Raw genomic sequence first — 17,479 nt, 5'->3', positions numbered from 1 at the left:
GCGGCGACCGGGGGCACCTACCGTGGTGGGACACGGGAAAGGAGGTGGTCCGAAGAATGAATTCTTATGGGACGCGTGAGGTGGCTGCGCGCTAGCAGCAACCGTCAGCGAAGTACTGCTGGCAAATCCAACGCAGACACCCGACCCGCAGGTGATCCGGTCATCACGTCCACCGGAGCGGGCCTCATCCCGAGGTCCACACCTGCGGGTCGTTGCATTTCCCGGCCCTCAGACGGTCGGCATCTCCTCGGTCGCCGCATCGTCGGCCCGCTCCCGGCGCGTCGCGGCGAGCGCATCGGTGGTGAGCGAGGCGGCGAGGGACAGCACGATCCAGATCCCGACGGCGCACAGGCCGAGCCGGACCAGCGCCACGTCGAGCGACACGGTCCCGGAGACGAGGGCGCCGTACAGCGCGGGGGAAGTGATGATCAGCGCGCCGCAGACGACGGGCCAGGACAACGGGTTCATGCAACAGCTCCTGCCGGCAGCTCGGCGCCGATGACGCCCTCGGACCTGATCTGCTCGGCACCCGTGAGCTCCTGGTAGGACAGCACCGCGAGGCGCGGCACGATCGGGTGCACGAGACGACGTACGGCGGCGCGCACCTGCGGGGCACACACCAGCACGGGCCGGATGTTCCGGTTCTCGACGTCGGTCGCGAGCTGCGCGAGCCGGGTGATCAGCGCGTGGCTGGTCTCCGGGTCGAGCGCGATCGTCGCGCCGTGGTCGGTGGGTCGCAGCGACTCCAGGATCCGCTGCTCGAGCTGCGGCTCGAAGGTGAGGACGTGCAGCGCCTTGTCGACGAGGTACGGCGCGGCGACCGCCGGGCCGAGCGCCATCCGGGCGGCCTCGACGAGCGGGTCGAGCTCCTTGGTGCGCGCGGCGCGCAGCGAGAGGGCCTCGAAGATCCGGACCAGGTCGCGGATCGAGACGCCCTCCTCGAGCAGCGACTGGAGGACCCGCTGGATCTCGCCGAGGCTGAGCTGGGCGGGGGTGAGCTCCTCGACCACGACGGGGTGGCTGCGCTTCACGACGTCGGTGAGCATCCGGACGTCCTCACGCCCGAGGAGGCGCGCGGCGTGCTGGGTGACGACCTCGGCGAGGTGGGTGGTGACGACCGAGGCGCGGTCCACGACGGTGGCGCCGGACAGCTCGGCCTGGCTGCGCAGCTCGGCCGGGATCCACTTGGCCTCGAGGCCGAACACCGGCTCCTGGGTGGGTTCACCCGGCAGCGAGCCGAGGAAGTCGCCGATGGCGAGGACGCAGCCGGGGGGCGCCTCGCCGCGGGCGACCTCGATGCCGAACAGCAGGATCGCGTAGGTGCGCGAGGGCAGCTCGAGGTTGTCGCGGGTGCGCACCGGCGGCGCCACGATGCCCAGGTCGACGGCGATCTTCCGGCGCAGCGACTTGACCCGCTCGAGCAGGTCGCCGCCGGCGTTGGTGTCGACGAGGTCGATCAGGTCCGCGGAGAGCTCGAGGCCGAGCGGGTCGACCTGGATCTCGGCCGCCAGCAGCTCGGGGGTGTCGGCGGACGCGAGGGCCGGCGCGGCCGCCTCGGGGGCCGGGGCGTCGGCGGCCTCCTGCACCCGCGACGACGCGATCAGCATCAGCCCGCCGGCGAGCACGAAGGGGATCTTGGGCAGCCCCGGGATCAGGCAGAGCGAGAACGCCGCGAAGCCGGCCACCCGCAGCGGCATCCGGTTGGCGGTGATCTGCCGGACGATGTCGGAGCCCATGTCGTCCTCGCCGGTCGCCCGGGTGACGATCAGGCCGGTGGCGACCGAGAGCAGCAGCGCGGGGATCTGGGAGACGAGGCCGTCACCGACGGAGAGCAGCGAGTAGGTGTTGATCGCGTCGCCGAAGGCCATGCCGTTCTGCCCGACGCCGACCGCGAAGCCGCCGATGAGGTTGACCAGCGTGATGATGATGGCCGCGACCGCGTCGCCCTTCACGAACTTCGAGGCGCCGTCCATCGCGCCGTAGAAGTCCGCCTCCGCGTGCACCTCGGCCCGCCGCTTGCGGGCCTGGTCCTCGTCGATGAGGCCGGAGTTGAGGTCGGCGTCGATGGCCATCTGCTTGCCGGGCATCGCGTCGAGGGTGAAGCGGGCGCCGACCTCGGCGACCCGACCGGCACCGTTGGTGATGACGGTGAACTGGATGACGAGCAGGATCGCGAACACGATCAGGCCGACGATCAGCGAGCCGCCGACCACGAAGTGGCCGAACGTGTCGATCACCTTGCCGGCGTACCCGTCGAGCAGGACGAGCCGGGTGGCGCTGACGTTGAGTGCCAGCCGGAACAGGGTCATCACCAGGATGACGGCGGGGAACGCCGCGAAGTCGAGCGGCCGTGCCACGAACATCGCGGTCATCAGCACCAGCAGCGCGCCGGTGATGTTGAGCGCGATGAGCAGGTCCAGGACGATCGCCGGCAGCGGCACGACCAGCATCACGACGATCATCACGATGCCGACCGGCACACCCAGCTGGGTCAGCCGTTTGAGGGCCATGGACTCGTCCTTCGGGGTCGATCGGTGCGGCGCCGTCCCTGGCACTTCGCGACTCCGTCCTGGCGTCCCCGGTCCTATCGGCCGGTCGGGGGCCCTGCTGAGGTGTTCGGGGGCACCGGCTCCTCCGTCGTACGGCGCCGCCGGCCGAGGGCCGGGACCGCCGGCAGGTCCTCCTCGACACGCGGGCTGCGGTGCTCGCCTCCGGACGCGCCGCGCGAGCGGCGGCTGATCACGAACGCCAGGACCTGGGCGACCGCGGCGAACAGCTCGGGCGGGATCTCGTGGCCGACCTGGGTGGAGGTGTAGAGCGCCCGCGCGAGCGGGACGTCGCGGACCAGGGGCACGCGGTGCTCCCCGGCCCGCTCGCGGATCGCGGCGGCGATGGCGCCGGCGCCGCGGGCCACGACGCGCGGGGCGCCCCGCTCGGGCTCGTAGCGGAGCGCGATGGCCACGTGGGTCGGGTTGACCAGCACCACGTCGGCGGTGGGGACGTCGGCCATCATCCGGTTGCGCGCGGCGGCGAGCTGGCGGGCCCGCATGGCGCCCTTGACGAGCGGGTCGCCCTCGGACTGCTTGTGCTCCCGCTTGACCTCGTCCTTGGTCATCCGGGTCTTCTTGCCGACCCGGCGGCGCTGCACGAGGTAGTCGAGGACGGCCATCAGCAGGCCGGCCACGGCCACCGATCGGATCATCGAGCCGGCGTGGTCGGAGACCCCGGCGAGCACCACCGGGATCGGGATCAGCCCGCCGAGGTAGGGCATCATCCCGCGCACCGCCGACCAGACGAGCAGGCCGACGACGGCGCTCTTCATCAGCATCTTGGCGCCCTCCCACAACGCCTGCGGGCCGAAGAGCCGCTTGGCGCCGGAGATCGGGTTGAGCTTGGAGAGCTTGGGCTTGACCGACTTGGTGGCGAGGAAGAAGCCGCCCTGAGCAAGCGCCCCCGCGACGCCGATCAGCATGATCCCCGAGCCGAGGATGATCACGGCCTTGAAGGCATGCAGGAGCCCCTCGTGCAGGATCCGGAACGCCATGCCGGTGCTGGCCTCCCCACCGGTCGACAGCGAGGTGGCCATCAGGTCGCGCAACGTGCCCAGCTCGTGGCCGAGCAGGCTCGGCAGCGCGGCACCGACCAGCAGCACCGCGGCCCACCCGCCGAGCTCCTGGGTGCGCGGGACCTGTCCCTCCTTGCGGTTCTCCTTCCGCTTCTTCGCGGTCGGCTTCTCGGTCTTCTCCTCGCTCACGGCCTCGTCACCCCGCTCCGCAGAGGGCGGCCATCGCCTGGGTGGCGAGCTCCGCGAGCCGCGGCACCGCGGGCGGAAGGACCGGGAAGGACAGGCCGAGCAGGAGGAGCGTGAGCCCGATCTTGGCCGGGAACATCACGTTGATGGCGTTGAGCTGCGGCGCGATCTTGGTGAGCAGCGCGAGGCCCAGGTCGGCCAGGAACAGCACGGCGATCATCGGCAGCGCGATCTGCACGGCGGTCACGAAGAACATCCCGAAGGCCCGGACCAGGACGTCGTCGGCGCCGGACCAGTCGGGTGTGGTGCCGAGCGGCAGGAAGTGGAAGGTCCGGAGCAGGCCGCCGAGCACGAGCAGGTGGCCGCCGGTCACGAAGAGCAGGACGGTGGCGAGCAGCTGGTGGAACTTCCCGAAGACGGTGTTGGAGTTCATCGACAGCGGGTCGAAGCCCTGGGCCAGCGCGAAGCCGCCGAACACGTCGATCATCGAGCCGGCCGCAGCCACGGCGGACAGCAGCAGGTGGGTCACGAAGCCCATCGCGACCCCGACCAGCACCTGGGTGCCGACGTTGAAGAGCAGCCCCACCGTGTCGAGCGGGATCGCCTCGCCCGCGGGGGCGACCGCGAAGGCGAGGCCCAGCGCGAGGACGAGCTTGGCCATCGCGGGGATGCTGCGCCCGGCGAACGGCGGCACGACGGCCAGCCACGCCAGGATCCGGATCGAGGCGAGCAGGAACGCGACGAGCGGCTCGCCCCCGACGGTGAGGGTCATCGGACGGTCACGGTGACCTCAGCCGAGCATGGAGGGGAGCGCCTCGAAGAGGTCGGTGGTGAACGTGATCAGCGTGTGCAGCATCCAGTTGCCGCAGACCAGCAGGGCCAGGCCGACGCCGAGCAGCTTCGGCACGAACGCCAGCGTGACCTCCTGGATCTGGGTCATCGACTGGAAGAGCGAGACGGTGAAGCCGATGACCAGCGAGGTCATCAGGATCGGCGCGGAGAGCTTCAGCGCGACGACCATGGTGCGCAGGGCGATCTCGATGATGGCGGTGTCGGTCATGGGTGTCCTACTGGTAGCTCGCGACGAGTGACTTGATGACGAGTGCCCAGCCGTCCACCAGGACGAAGAGCAGCAGCTTGAAGGGCAGCGACACCATCACCGGCGGCATCATCATCATGCCGAGCGCCATCAGCGCCCCGCTCACGACGATGTCGATGACGAGGAACGGGATGAAGACGATGAAGCCGATGATGAAGGCCTGCTTGAGCTCGCTCAGCACGAACGCCGGCACCAGCGTCGTCGTCGCGACGTCGCCCCGGTCCTTCGGCATGTCCTTGCCGGCGACGCTGGTCAGCAGCTCGAGCTCGTTGTCGTCGGTGTTGTCGAGCATGAAGCCGCGCAGCGGCTGGATGCCGTCCTCGAAGGCGACCGACGCGGTCTTGTCGCCGTTGAGGTAGGGCTGCACGCCGGCATCGTTGATGGCCGAGAGCACCGGCCCCATGATGAACAGGCTGAGGAAGAGCGCCAGGCCGGCCAGCACCTGGTTGGGCGGCGTCTGCTGCAGGCCGAGCGCGTTCCGGGTCAGGCCGAGGACGACCAGGATCTTGGTGAACGCCGTGCAGGTGAGCAGGATCGCCGGCAGCAGCGAGATCAGGGTCAGCCCGATCAGCACGGTCACGGACGTGGACGGCTTGTCGGTCAGGCCGCCGAGGTCGATGGTGACGCCGTCGCCGGCGGCCGGTCCGCCCGGACCCCTCGGGCCGGTGGGATCGGCGTACGCCGCCGTGGTGCCGAGGACGAGCCAGGTGACGATGCCGAGCGCGGAGCCGAACGACCAGAGGAGGAGGCGCCTCACGACGCGCGCCCGGTCGCGGCCGCGAGGGCCTGCTTCCAGGTGTCGGGGCTGAGCACGGACCCGGCCAGCGGGCCGGGCGCGGTGGCACTGCCCTTTGCGGGCACCAGCGTCGGCTTCTCGACGACGTCCGCGCGGCGCTTGCCGGCGACGGGCACGACGACCTCCGGGACGGCCGGCTGGGCGACCTCGGAGGGGTCCAGCTCGGCGAGGACTCGGACCTGCTGCTCGGTGGTGCCGAGGACGAGGACGCGGGAGCCGACGGTCACGACGGAGACCGACGTGGTGCGGGTCAGGGGCTGGCGGTGCAGGACCCGGACCAGCGCGCCGTGGTGGCCGCGCATCCGCTTCGACCCGAAGCGGGCGATGAGCAGCAACAGGCCGACGACGACGGCCAGCGAGAAGACCAGGCGGACGGTGAGCTCGAGCACCCGTCAGCCCACCGCAGCGTCGGTGACGATCTCGGTGATCCGCAGGCCGAAGTCCTCGTCGACGACGACGACCTCGCCGCGGGCGATCAGGCGGCCGTTGACCAGCAGGTCGGCGGGGCTGCCGGCGGCGCGGTCCAGCTCGAGCACGGCACCGGGCGAGAGGTCGAGGAGCTCGCGGACGGTCATCCGGGCGCGGCCGATCTCGACGGTGACCTCCATGTCCACGCCGTGCAGCAGCTCGATGCCGCGGCTGCGGACCGGGCCACGCGTGCCGATCAGCTGCTGGCCGTCTCCGGCGGAGGCGGCCGCGGAAGCGGCGGAGGCGGCCGGGGCGGCGGCGGGAAAGGCCGGGGCGGCGGCGGGGGACTGCTCGACCTCGGCGGCCAGTGCGGGGGCGTAGAGCGCCGAGCGCAGTGTGTAGTCGGGGACGAGGACCGCGGCCGACGTGGTCCGGCCGACCAGCGCGGAGGCGGAGAAGGAAGAGCCCAGGTCGGCGGTGACCAGGGACAGGTCGACGGCGCGGGCGGCGCCGACCCGGGCGTGCAGCGCCTCGCCGATGGCGTCGAGGGTCGGCTGCAGCGCGGAGGCCAGGTCGAGGCCGCCGAGCGGGCTCGACTCCAGCGCCTGCACGAGCTCGTCGCCGACGAGCACGGCGACCCGGCCCGAGAGCTGGCCCTCGAGCTCGGCGATGACCGCGCCGGCATACCCGCGGACAACGTCGGGCGTGCCCGGCTGCGCGGCGGCCGGGGTGAGCGGCTCGGGCGACGGCAGCACCTGCGCGGCGGCGGTCGCGACGCTCAGGGCGAGCCGGGCCTCGTCGGTCGGGAGCGGGACGGTGGTCATGCGGTCTCCTTCGGGGTGCCCACGATCAGGGCGGCGAGCCGGGGGCCGCGGGCACCCGCGGTGGCGTGGGCGAACGTGGTCCCGTCGACGACGACCTCGAGGGGTGCGGCGGCGGGGTGCCCGAGGCGTACGACGTCGCCCGGGGCCAGGTCGGTGAGGTCACCGGGGCCGAGCACGGTCGGCCGGACCCGGACGGCCACCTCGACGGGGACGCCCTCGAAGCGGTGCCGCAGCTCGGCGGCGGACAGCGCCCGCTGGGAGCGCTCCCGCTCCGAGACCGGCACCGGGGCGGCGGCCTTGACCAGGTGGGGGAGCAGGCCGGCGAACGGCAGGCAGATGGTCATCCGGTAGCCGCGCTCGTTGATCCGCAGCTCGAACGCCGCGACGACCATGACGTCCGAGGCACCGGCGACCTGCGCGAACTGCGGGCTGTACTCCACTCCGGTGACCATCGGGTCCAGCGGCACGATGCCGGCCATGGAGTAGCGCATCTCGCCGAGGAGCCGCTCGATCATGCCGCCGGCGATGCCGGACTCGATCTCGCTGAGCGGCCGCTGCGGCTGCTTGGTGCTGCCCGGGCCGCCGAGCATGTGGTCGATGCAGGTCATGGTCGCCTGCAGCGGGATCTCGAGGACGCCGAGGGTGTGCATGGGCTCGGCGGAGAACATCGTGAGGTACGTCGAGGCGTCCAGGCTGTCGACGTACTCCGCGTAGGTGCGCTGGTCGACCGAGGTCAGCGTGACCTGGCAGACGGTGCGCAGCGAGGAGGTGAAGACCGTGGTCGCCTGCCGGGCGAAGCCGTCGAAGGCGACCTGCAGCATCCGGCCGTGCTCGCGGGAGAGCTGGATCGGGCGCCGGAAGTCGTAGGAGACCGGCTCCGCCAGGGCGCGCCGACGCGACCGGCCGGCCGGGAGGTCGGCGCCGGGCTGCCCGGGGGCAGGCGTGGAGGGGACGGCGGAGCGGAGCACGTCTGGACCATTCGGCGTGCTCGCGGCCGTCCTGAGGGGAAATCGGCTCCCCGAATTGCTACCCGGTGTGTCGGGCCCGGGTCACTGGGTGACGAACTCGGTGAAGTACACCCCCATCACGTCCCCGTCGTAGCTCTCGCTGAGGGCCTTGACCAGCTTCTTCTTCAGCGCGTGGCGCGACGCCGGCCGGGAGACCTGCGCGACCGGGAGGCCGCTGAACAGCTCGATCGTGTCGTCGAGCGCCTTGCTGCCGTCGAGCTCCCCGGCGCCCTCGGTCAGCTGGAGCGCGAGCCCGATCTTGAGGTAGTGCCCCGAGGCGAGGTTGATCTGGGTGGACTCCAGCGACATGATCTCGCCGGGCTTCGGCTCCTCGGAGCCGCCCGGCTTGAGCACGAACCAGTAGCCGACGCCGCCGACCAGGGCCAGCACGATGATCAGGATGCCGAGCAGCTTCTTCTTGCTGCGGCCGCCCTTGGCGGGGGCCTCGGCGGCCTCGGGCTCGTCCGGGGCCGTCGGCTTGAGTGCGGTCACGGTGTTCACGATTCTCCTTCGGTCCCGGAACGGCTCCGGGCGACGTCGTCCAGCAGCTCCCGCGACTCCGACGGGATCCCCGACAGCACGACGATGTCGACGCGCTTGTTCACCTGCTGCGAGCCCGGTCGGGACGGGTCCTCCAGGGGTCGTTCGTGGCCGAAGGCCGACATCGAGAGCCGGTCCTGCGGGATGTGCCCGACCTCGTTCATCCGGCGCAGCACCGTGACGGCCCGTGCGGCGGAGAGGTCCCAGTCGGTGGCGTAGTACTTCGGGTGCACCTTGACCTGGTTGGTGTGGCCGTCGATGCGCAGCGGGTCGGGGACGTCGCGGAGCACCGGGGCCAGGGTGTCGACGACCAGCTGGCCGCGGGGGCTGAGCACGGCGACGTCGGCGCGGAAGACCACGTGCTTGCTGACCAGGCTGACGACCAGGCCGCGGTCGTCGATCGTCGTGCGCACGTCGTCCTGGAGGCCGTGCTTGGCCAGCGCCGACTCGAGGCGGGCCCGGATCTTCTCCAGCCGCTTCACCTCGGTCTCGGCCTCGGTGTACTTCGCGCGTTGCAGGACCCGCTCCTGGCCCTGGACGGCTGCGACCACCTGGGCCTTCTGGTCGGCCGGCAGGCCCTGGAAGGCCTTGTCGGAGACGAGCTCCTCGGCCACCGTCTCGCCCTCGCCGTCGAGCAGCGCGTCGCTGCCCTTCATGAACGACGACTGCTGGCCGAAGCCGTCGGCCAGGCCGGAGCGGAGCGCGTTGTACTTCTTCTCGTCGACCGAGCTCATCGCGAACATCACGATGAACAGCACCATCAACAGGGTGAGCATGTCGGCGTAGGTGACCAGCCAGCGCTCGTGGTTCTCGTGCTCCTCCTCGTGACCGCGGCGGCGTCGACGGGAGGCCATCAGGCGGCCTCGGTCTCGCGCTGCTCGGCGGGGAGCAGCGAGCGCAGCCGCTGCGCGACGATCCGCGGGTTGGAGCCCGCCTGGATCGCGGCGACGCCCTCGATGACCAGCTCCATGCGCTGGGTGTCGAGCTCGCCGAGCCGCTTGAGGCGGGCCGCGATCGGCAGGAAGATCGCGTTGGCCGAGAGCACGCCCCACAGGGTGGCGATGAAGGCGCCCGCGATGAGGTGGCCGAGCTCCTCGGGCTGGGCGAGGTTCTCCAGCACGTGCACCAGGCCCATGACCGTGCCGACGATGCCGATGGTGGGGGCGTAGCCGCCGGCCGCGGCCCAGAACTTCGCGGCCTGCTTGGCCTCCGACTCCTGGGCGCTGATCTCGGACTCGAGGATGTCGCGCAGCTCGTCGGGGTCGGTGCCGTCGATCGCGAACGTCACCGAGCGCACCAGGAAGTCGTCGTCGATGTCCTTGAGCTCGTCCTCCAGCGACAGCAGCCCCTCGCGGCGGGCCTTCTCGGCCAGCGACACGATCTGGGTGACCAGCTCGCCGGCCTGCGGGGCGGGGGCGGTGAAGGCGCGCTTGAGCCCGCCGAACGCCAGCTTGGCGTCGCCCATGGTGCCGCCGGCCAGCGAGATCAGCAGGGTCGCGCCGAAGACGAGCAGCATCGGCGGGAATGTCACCAGGCTCATCGGGTTGCCACCCTCGAGCACGTTGGACACGATCACGACGACCAGCGCCACGACGACGCCGATCAGGGTTGCCGGATCCATCAGGACTCCGAGCTCGTGCGCCGGGCCGCCGCGACCTCGGTCAGCTCGGTGACGGTGCCGAGGCGGCGCGGCTCGTCGGTGCGGTGGCTGGAGGGCCCGCCGTGACCCGCGTGGTGGCCCGGCTGCTCGAACGCCAGGACGTTGCTCATCGCGATGATCTCGCCGCGGTGGCGTCGTACGGCGGAGACGATCTGGTCGACCGAGTCGGTCACGACGTACTTCTTGCCGTCGACGAGCGTGACCACCGTGTCGGGGGTCGCGTCGACGCGTTCGATCAGGTCCGCGTTCAGGGCGAACATCGAACCGGAGAGTCGCGTGAGCGTGATCATGGGCGCACCATCCTTGTGCCGTACACGAGGAGCCATCCGTGGCTCCTCGACGTATCCCTTCGGCAGCGGCGCGGCCGACCTGAGGCCTTCCGCCGGAAGGGACGACAGGAGCCCGCCCTCCCGATGGGAAGGCGGGCCCCGTGCCGGATCCGCGGGCGGCGGTCAGCGCTTGATGTTGACGAGGTCTTCGAGCACCTGGTCGGAGGTGGTGATGACGCGCGAGGACGCCTGGAAGCCACGCTGCGCGAGGATCAGGTTGGTGAACTCGGCGGCCAGGTCGACGTTGGACATCTCCAGCGCGCCGCCCATGAGCGACCCGCGGCGGCCCTCGCCGGAGACTCCGTACGACGCCTGTCCGGAGCTGGCCGTGGCGGCGAACGAGGTGTCCCCGACCTTGGCGAGGCCCATCGGGTTGTCGAAGTCGGCGATCTCGATCTGGGCGATGTCGCGCTGGGTGCCGTCGGAGTAGGTGCCGACGACCTTGCCGTCGGCGCCGATGGTGTACGCCGTCAGGTCGGCGTTGCCGGGGCCGGGCTGGGCAGCGACGGTCTTGGCCAGCACGATGTCGCCGGCGGTGCCGGTGTGCTGGCCGTTCGCGTCGAACGACGTGTAGCCCTGGACGCGGCCGCCGTCGGAGGCCACCAGCATCCCGGTCTCGTCGAAGGTGAACGCCCCGGCGCGGGTGTAGACCTCCTGGTTGCCCTTGGCCAGCACGAACATGCCGTCGCCTTGGAGCATCAGGTCCGTGGAGCGGCCGGTCATCTGCGCCGAGCCCTGGCCGAAGTTGGTGCTGGTCGCCGCGACCTGCACGCCCAGGCCGACCTGGATGGGGTTGCGGCCGCCGAGGCCGTTGCTGCCGGCGGACGCACCGGTGAGCATCTGGCTCAGGGTGTCCTGGAAGACGGTGGTGCTGGCCTTGAAGCCGATGGTGTTCGCGTTGGCGATGTTGTTGCCGGTGACGTCGAGCATGACCTGGTTGACGCGCAGGCCGCTGATGCCGGCGAAGAGCGAGCGGAGCATGGGGTTCCCTCCCTGGGAATGAGCTGTCTGGGGTGGAGCAGGAGGTGGATCAGGGGGTGGACGGCGTGTCCGGGGTCGTGTCGTCCGCGGTGGGCGGCGTGTAGGGCGCCCCGACCGTCTGGATCTGGCCGAGCGAGACCTGGGTGCCGTCGACGACGAGCATCGGACCGTTGGCGTCGTAGGTCACCGACTGCACCGTCCCCGACACCGACCCTCCATCGGCGTCGAGGTAGGTCACCGGCTTGCCCACCAGGTTGCTGGCCCCGAAGGAGACCTGGGCAGCGAGCAGGGCGGAGGTCTGGTCCGCGACGTCCTGCATCTTCTCCAGCGACGTGAACTGCGCCGACTGCGAGAGGAATTGGCTGGAGTCGGCGGGGTTCATGGGGTCCTGGTAGCGCAGCTGGGCGACCAGCAGCTGCAGGAACATCTCCTTGTCGGGACCCGACGTACCCGGCGCCTGGGTCGTCGGCTGGTACATCCCGGTCGAGACGGGCTCGACGGACGGAATGGACACGTTCACCTCCTCACACGGTCACGTCGAGACCCGCACGGGCTCGCGTGACCGACTCGGTTCGGCGCAACGGGCTCGTCGCGTCGGGGGTGCCGTCCATGGCGGTGCTGCTTCCACGTGGGGGGGACTGGCCGGGCCGGCCGTCCTGCTGGCCGCCCTGGGCCGCGGCCTGGCGGTTGCCGGCGCCCGCGCCGCCGGCGAGGTCGCCGCGAAGGTCGGTGCCGGTGGTGGTCGGGGTCGTCGCCGCGACGGGGGTCGCGGTGCCGGACGGCAGGTCGCGTACGACGACCCGCGCGTCCGTGCTGCCCACGGCGTCGAGCAGCCGGCGCAGCTCGGGCGTGCCCTCGACGAGCGCGCGATGGGCCTCGCCGCCGCTGGCGGACAGGCTGACCTGGAGCTCACCGCGGCGGCTGGTCAGCACGACGCGGACCTCGCCGAGGTTCTCCGGCTGGAGGCGGACCGTGACCCGCTTCGGGCCGTCGCCGAGCCCGGCCACCCGGAGCACCTCCGGGAACACCTGGTGGGTGACCCGGACCGCGGGCGACGAGGTCGTCGCGGGCGGGGTTGCCGTCATCGCGGTCGGGGCGACGAGGGCGGCCGGCGCGGCCACCGGGGTGAGCACCGGGGTGGGCGCGGGTTGCTGGGTCGGCTGGGCCTGCTCGGTGGCGGGGGCCGGCGCCGGTGCGGTCCCGGGCGCGCTCGCGGGGAGCGGTTGGTGGGCTGCCGTCTCGGGCCCGGCAGCGGTCGCGGCCGGCTCGCTCGCGTCGCCGGCGGGCGCCGTGGCAGGCCGGGCCGTCGCGGCGGCCACGACGGCGCGGAGGAGGGCGGGCGGCAGGACCAGGCCGGGCACGGCGGTGGTGACGACGTAGTCAGCGGGCTCGCCGTCGTCGGTGTCGTTCGGGTCGTCGGCGTCGTCACCACCCGGGAGCGGTGAGTCCTCAACCTTCCCGGCGGCGGGAACGGTTGACACCTCACCGCCCACCGGGACCAGCGGTGCGCCATCAACCGTCGGGACGGGCGATTCGGTTGAGGACTCACCGCCCGACTGGCCGAGCAGGTCCTGCACGAGGGCGAGGAAGTCGGCGCCTGCGTTGGGCGTCGCGGCACCGGGGGCTGCGGGTGCGCCGGGCACGCCGATCAGGGCGCCGAGCGCGAGGGTGGCGTCGGTCATGCGTGCTCCAGCTTCGCGAGGATCGAGCGGACGTACTGCTGGGTCTCGGGGTAGGGCGGGACGCCGCCGTAGCGCAGCACCGCGCCGGGCCCCGCGTTGTAGCCGGCCAGCGCCAGGTCGGTGCCGCCGAAGCGGTCGAGCAGGCTGCGCAGCAGCTTCGCCGCGCCGTCGACGGCCTGGCTCGGGTCGAAGCTGTCGGTGACGCCGAGTCCCCGAGCGGTCGCGGGCATCAGCTGCATCAGGCCCTGGGCGCCGGCGGGGCTGACCGCGCCGGCGTCGTACCCCGACTCCTGGCCGGCGACGGCGGCGAGCAGGGCCGGGCTGACGCCGTACTTCTGGCCGGCGGCCGCGAAGAGCCCGGAGTACGGCGTCCCGGCGGCGACCTTGTCACCCACGGGCAGCGCCACCGAGGGAGCGGCGTCGTCGACGACCCGGCGGATCGCGGACGGCGTCTCGTAGACCGGCCCCACGCGGACGTCGAGCCCGGGGCGGGGCGCCTCGATCATCTGGCCGTCGCCGATGTAGATGCCGACGTGGTGCACGGGCGACCCGAAGGCGAGGATGTCGCCGGGCTGCGCGTCGGCGAGGCTCGCGATCGGCCGGCCGGCCCTTGCCTGGTCGCCGGAGACGCGCGGCAGGTCGTAACCGAGGTTGGCGTAGACGTGCTGCACGAGCCCCGAGCAGTCGAGGCCGGTGTCGGGGTCGGTGCCGCCCCAGACGTAGGGCACGCCGAGGTACTTCCGGGCCTCGGCGACGACGGCGTCCCCGGAGCGGGCGCCGTACGTCGGGGCGGCGGACGTGGTCGGAAGTGCCCCGGACGTGGGCGCGAGCGCGCCGGTCGAGGTCATGGCCGCCGCGAAGGCGGCGCCGCCGTTGGCGCCGACCGGGGCGAGCAGGGCGAGCTGGGCCTGGATCTGGGAGATCCGGGAGGTCACGTCGCTGACACTCATGCCACACCCCCGCGGTCAGGGGCTTCGTGTGCCCCGGCGTTGCGGCGCCACAGGTCCTCGGCGACGCCGTCGAGCTCCTTGACCTCGCGGCGACGGCGCTCCTCGGCGCGGGCCTGCTCGCGGCGATCGATGAGCGACTCGACGGCGGCCAGCCGGGTGCGGTCGACGTGCCACTGCTCGCGGGCGGCGAGGCTGACGAGCGAGGCGGACTCCTGCGTGCCGCGGGCGGTGCCGAGCGCGTGGCCGATGGCGGCGACGGCGTACTGGCGGGCCGCGAAGTCCGTGAGGTCGCCGACGGTGTGCGCGGGCAGGGTGGCGAGCTGCTCCTGGAGCTCGGCCACCCGACGTGCGGCGGCCTGCTCCTCGCTGAGCGCCGTCACCAGGCCGAGCCGGCTGTCGCGCTCGCGGACGCCGCGCACGCGGGCGACCACGTGCAGGTGGGAGTCGGGGGAGCGTGTCATCAGGCGACCAGCTCGTGCAGCGCGGACCAGGTGTCGGCCGAGGAGGTGACGTCGTCCATGTCCTGGCGCAGGAACGCCTCGATGCGCGGCATCAGGGCGAGCGCGTCGTCGGCGTCGCGGTCGGTGCCGGGGACGTAGGCGCCGATCTCGACGAGCTCGCGCACGTTGCGGTGGGCGGCCAGCAGGCGACGCAGGCGTACGGCGTCCTGTCGGGCACCCGGTCCGGTCACGGCGTTCGCGACGCGGGAGATCGACTCGAGCACGTCGATGGAGGGGAAGTGCCCGGACGTGGCGAGCTCGCGGGACAGCACGACGTGGCCGTCGAGGATCGAGCGCGCCGAGTCGCCGACCGGGTCCTGGAGGTCGTCGCCCTCGACCAGGACGGTGTAGAGCCCGGTGATGCTGCCCGCGGGGGAGGTGCCGGCCCGCTCGAGCAGCTGGGGGAGGAGCGCGAAGACGCTGGGCGGGAAGCCGCGCGTCGCGGGCGGTTCGCCGGCGGACAGGCCGATCTCGCGCTGGGCCAGGGCGACCCGGGTGAGGCTGTCCATCATCAGCACGACGTGGCGCCCGCTGTCGCGGAACCACTCGGCGATCCGGGTCGCCACGAAGGCCGCGCGGAGCCGGACGACGGCCGGCTCGTCGGAGGTCGCGACGACCACGACGGAGCGGGCCAGGCCCTCGGGGCCGAGGTCGTTCTCGAGGAACTCGCGCACCTCGCGGCCACGCTCGCCGATCAGCGCGATCACGGACAGCTCGGCGTCGGTGCCGCGGGCGACCATCGACAGCAGGCTGGACTTGCCGACGCCCGAGCCGGCCATGATGCCGAGCCGCTGGCCACGGCCACAGGGGGTGAGGGCGTCCAGCGCGCGCACGCCGAGCCCGAGCTGGTGCTCGATCCGGGGACGGGACAGGGCGGCGGGGGCGGGGTGCTCGACGGCGACGTGGTCGAGGTCGAGGTCGGACCCGAGCGGCAGGCCGTCGAGCGGTCGCCCGAGCCCGTCCAGGACGCGGCCGCGCAGGGACTCGCCGACCCGGATCCGCAGGCCGCCACCGGTGGACCGGACGGCATCGCCCGAGCGCAGGCCGGTGGTCGAACCGAGCGGCAGGCAGGTCAGGACGCCCCGGGCGCTCGCGACGACCTCGACCGGCACGGGGCCGGCCGGGCCGGACACCTCGAGCAGGTCGCCCACGGCAGCGGGTACGCCGGTGACGGTCAGGTGCAGGCCCTGCAGGTCGGCGATGCGGCCGAGCTGGACGGGCCGGACCGCGGCGAGCGCGCGCCCGAGGTGGGCCGGGGTCAGGGTGCTCATCCGAGCACCTCGCGCAGCCGCTCCAGGGCGCTGGTGATGCGCAGGTCGACCACGGTGTCGTCGGTCTCGACGACCGCGTCCCCGAGCTCGAGGCCGGCGTCGGGCAGCACCCGGACGCCGTAGGGCGCGAGGTCCGCGGCGGCGGCCGGGGCGATGCCGGGGTGCAGGCGGACCCGCGCGACGGCGTCCGCGGGCAGGGCGGCGACCACGCGTCGTACGACGTCGCTGCCGGGGTCGTGGCTGGCGTCGAGCTCGCGGGCGAGCAGCGCCCGGGTCACCTCGAAGGCGAGGTCGGTGGCCTGGTCGCCGATCCGGTCGCAGATCTCCTTGGTGGCGGCGTGCAGGTGCTCGGCGGCGCGGACCAGGGCGTCCATGGCGGCGGCGTGCTCGTCCTCGCGGCGCTCCTCGGCGCGGCGCAGCCGCTCCTCGGTCTCCCGGGCGGTCTCGGCTGCCGCGGCCTCGGCCTCGCGGCGGCCCTCGCCCCAGCCGGTGGCGTAGCCCTGTGCCTGCGCGGCACTCCGGGCCCGTTCGGCCAGGCCGCCCAGGGCGGCCTCGGTGATCTCGTCGCCGAGCACGGACTCGTCGCCGAGCCGGGTCCACACGCCGGCGCGCAGCTCGGGCCGGTCGGCGGCACGGAGCTCGACCGCGGCGTACGGCGCGTCGGCGCGGAGCACGGCCTCAGACGACGAGCTCATCGTCGCTCCCGCGGCGGACCATGATCTGGCCCTGCTCCTCGAGCTGGCGGATGGTGCGGATGACGCCCTGCTGGGCCTCCTCCACCTGGGTCAGCCGGACGGCGCCGAGCAGCTCGACCTCCTCGAGCAGCGCCTGGCCGGCCCGCTCGGAGAGGTTGCCGACGATCTTGGCGCGGACCGCGTCGCTGACCCCCTTGAGCGCCAGCGCGAGCTCGGCGTTGTCGACCTGCCGGACGACCATCTGCACCGAGCGGTCCTCGAGGTTGACGATGTCCTCGAACATGAACATCCGGCTGCGCACGTCGTCGGCCAGCGCCGCGTCGAGTGCCTCGAGGCCCTCCACGATCTGGCGCTCGGTGACCCGGTCGGACCGGTTGATGATGTTGACGAGGGGGTCGACGCCGCCGACGCGCGACATGTCCGCGGGGTGCAGCACCGACGACAGCTTGCGCTCGAGGCTGGCCTCGACCGAGCGGATGATCTCCGGGGACGTGCGGTCCATGACCGCGATCCGGTGCGCCACCTCGGCCTGGAGGGCGGGGGAGAGCCCGGACAGCACGAGCGAGGCCTTCTCGGGGGTCATGTGCGCCAGCACCAGCGCGATGACCTGCGGGTGCTCGTCGGCGATGAAGGTGCGCAGCTGCGCCGGGTCGGCCCGGAGCAGGAACTGGAAGGGCATCTGCACCGCCGCGGCCTGCAGCCGCGCGATGATCTCGGCGGCCTTCTCGTGGCCGAGCGACGACTCGAGCATGCCCTGCGCGAAGCTCAGCCCGCCCTGGGCGAGGTGGGCGCGGGCCGTGGCCAGCATGTTGAACTCCGACATCACCGAGTCGATCTCGGCGCCGCCGATGTCGTCGAGCCGGGCGATCTCGGCCGAGATCGCCTCGACCTCGGTGTCGTTGAGGTGCTTGAGCACGGAGGCCGCCTTCTCGCGGCCGAGCTGGATCAGCACGATCGCGGTCTTGCGGATGCCCTCGGAGGTCATC

At 72.6% G+C, this 17,479-nt stretch carries 21 protein-coding genes; all 21 read right to left on the bottom strand.

Annotated features, from left to right (window positions below):
• Positions 1–228: 228 nt before the first annotated feature.
• On the bottom strand, positions 229–468 hold the full coding sequence (locus tag FB382_RS16695; RefSeq protein WP_182540853.1) for a hypothetical protein: 240 nt from the start codon (positions 466–468) through the stop codon (positions 229–231).
• Entirely contained in the window at positions 465–2,510 is a 2,046-nt protein-coding gene (gene flhA, locus FB382_RS16690; RefSeq protein WP_182540852.1) for a flagellar biosynthesis protein FlhA, read from the bottom strand. The genes FB382_RS16695 and flhA overlap by 4 nt, the downstream gene beginning before the upstream one ends.
• Before the next feature lie 74 nt (positions 2,511–2,584).
• Positions 2,585–3,754, bottom strand: coding sequence for an EscU/YscU/HrcU family type III secretion system export apparatus switch protein (locus tag FB382_RS16685; RefSeq protein WP_182540851.1), 1,170 nt, complete (start codon positions 3,752–3,754; stop codon positions 2,585–2,587).
• 7 nt (positions 3,755–3,761) lie between these two features.
• Complete coding sequence (locus FB382_RS16680; protein WP_182540850.1) at positions 3,762–4,523, bottom strand: flagellar biosynthetic protein FliR; 762 nt, start codon at positions 4,521–4,523, stop codon at positions 3,762–3,764.
• An 18-nt stretch (positions 4,524–4,541) separates the two neighbouring features.
• Positions 4,542–4,811 carry a flagellar biosynthetic protein FliQ gene (locus FB382_RS16675; RefSeq protein ID WP_125036510.1) on the bottom strand — a complete coding sequence of 90 codons (270 nt, stop codon included), beginning with the start codon at positions 4,809–4,811 and terminating at the stop codon, positions 4,542–4,544.
• A 7-nt stretch (positions 4,812–4,818) separates the two neighbouring features.
• Complete coding sequence (gene fliP / locus FB382_RS16670) at positions 4,819–5,607, bottom strand: flagellar type III secretion system pore protein FliP (protein WP_182540849.1); 789 nt, start codon at positions 5,605–5,607, stop codon at positions 4,819–4,821.
• Positions 5,604–6,035, bottom strand: a complete 432-nt coding sequence (locus FB382_RS16665) for a flagellar biosynthetic protein FliO (RefSeq protein ID WP_182540848.1) — start codon at positions 6,033–6,035, stop codon at positions 5,604–5,606. Before FB382_RS16665 ends, fliP begins: the two co-directional genes overlap by 4 nt.
• A 3-nt stretch (positions 6,036–6,038) precedes the next feature.
• Positions 6,039–6,878, bottom strand: a complete 840-nt coding sequence (gene fliN / locus FB382_RS22605) for a flagellar motor switch protein FliN (RefSeq protein WP_182540847.1) — start codon at positions 6,876–6,878, stop codon at positions 6,039–6,041.
• Complete coding sequence (locus FB382_RS16655; protein WP_182540846.1) at positions 6,875–7,846, bottom strand: FliM/FliN family flagellar motor switch protein; 972 nt, start codon at positions 7,844–7,846, stop codon at positions 6,875–6,877. The genes fliN and FB382_RS16655 overlap by 4 nt, the downstream gene beginning before the upstream one ends.
• Positions 7,847–7,927: 81 nt before the next feature.
• Positions 7,928–8,386: a flagellar basal body-associated FliL family protein gene (locus FB382_RS22970; protein ID WP_182540845.1), complete on the bottom strand. Its 459-nt coding sequence runs from the start codon at positions 8,384–8,386 to the stop codon at positions 7,928–7,930.
• Positions 8,383–9,279: an OmpA/MotB family protein gene (locus tag FB382_RS16645; RefSeq protein ID WP_182540844.1), complete on the bottom strand. Its 897-nt coding sequence runs from the start codon at positions 9,277–9,279 to the stop codon at positions 8,383–8,385. Before FB382_RS16645 ends, FB382_RS22970 begins: the two co-directional genes overlap by 4 nt.
• Positions 9,279–10,046: a flagellar motor protein gene (locus FB382_RS16640; RefSeq protein WP_125036503.1), complete on the bottom strand. Its 768-nt coding sequence runs from the start codon at positions 10,044–10,046 to the stop codon at positions 9,279–9,281. The genes FB382_RS16645 and FB382_RS16640 overlap by 1 nt, the downstream gene beginning before the upstream one ends.
• Entirely contained in the window at positions 10,046–10,375 is a 330-nt protein-coding gene (locus tag FB382_RS16635) for a flagellar FlbD family protein (protein WP_182540843.1), read from the bottom strand. Before FB382_RS16635 ends, FB382_RS16640 begins: the two co-directional genes overlap by 1 nt.
• Before the next feature lie 162 nt (positions 10,376–10,537).
• Positions 10,538–11,395, bottom strand: coding sequence for a flagellar hook protein FlgE (locus FB382_RS16630; RefSeq protein ID WP_182540842.1), 858 nt, complete (start codon positions 11,393–11,395; stop codon positions 10,538–10,540).
• Positions 11,396–11,444: 49 nt separating this feature from the next.
• Positions 11,445–11,909, bottom strand: a complete 465-nt coding sequence (locus FB382_RS16625; RefSeq protein ID WP_220481395.1) for a flagellar hook capping FlgD N-terminal domain-containing protein — start codon at positions 11,907–11,909, stop codon at positions 11,445–11,447.
• 10 nt (positions 11,910–11,919) lie between these two features.
• Entirely contained in the window at positions 11,920–13,077 is a 1,158-nt protein-coding gene (locus FB382_RS16620; protein WP_182540841.1) for a flagellar hook-length control protein FliK, read from the bottom strand.
• On the bottom strand, positions 13,074–14,027 hold the full coding sequence (locus FB382_RS16615) for a transglycosylase SLT domain-containing protein (protein WP_182540840.1): 954 nt from the start codon (positions 14,025–14,027) through the stop codon (positions 13,074–13,076). Before FB382_RS16615 ends, FB382_RS16620 begins: the two co-directional genes overlap by 4 nt.
• Positions 14,024–14,488 (bottom strand): flagellar FliJ family protein, encoded by a 465-nt coding sequence (locus FB382_RS16610; RefSeq protein ID WP_182540839.1) that lies wholly within the window; start codon positions 14,486–14,488, stop codon positions 14,024–14,026. The genes FB382_RS16615 and FB382_RS16610 overlap by 4 nt, the downstream gene beginning before the upstream one ends.
• On the bottom strand, positions 14,488–15,798 hold the full coding sequence (locus FB382_RS16605; protein ID WP_182540838.1) for a FliI/YscN family ATPase: 1,311 nt from the start codon (positions 15,796–15,798) through the stop codon (positions 14,488–14,490). The genes FB382_RS16610 and FB382_RS16605 overlap by 1 nt, the downstream gene beginning before the upstream one ends.
• On the bottom strand, positions 15,795–16,493 hold the full coding sequence (locus FB382_RS16600) for a FliH/SctL family protein (protein WP_182540837.1): 699 nt from the start codon (positions 16,491–16,493) through the stop codon (positions 15,795–15,797). Before FB382_RS16600 ends, FB382_RS16605 begins: the two co-directional genes overlap by 4 nt.
• Complete coding sequence (gene fliG, locus FB382_RS16595) at positions 16,477–17,478, bottom strand: flagellar motor switch protein FliG (protein WP_246377227.1); 1,002 nt, start codon at positions 17,476–17,478, stop codon at positions 16,477–16,479. The genes FB382_RS16600 and fliG overlap by 17 nt, the downstream gene beginning before the upstream one ends.
• Position 17,479: the final 1 nt, after the last annotated feature.

Origin of the sequence: Nocardioides ginsengisegetis (assembly GCF_014138045.1) — a bacterium.
In the GTDB taxonomy this organism is placed as follows: domain Bacteria; phylum Actinomycetota; class Actinomycetes; order Propionibacteriales; family Nocardioidaceae; genus Nocardioides; species Nocardioides ginsengisegetis.
Note: the sequence above shows the minus strand (reverse complement) of the source record. Positions and strands in the feature narration are given on the sequence as shown.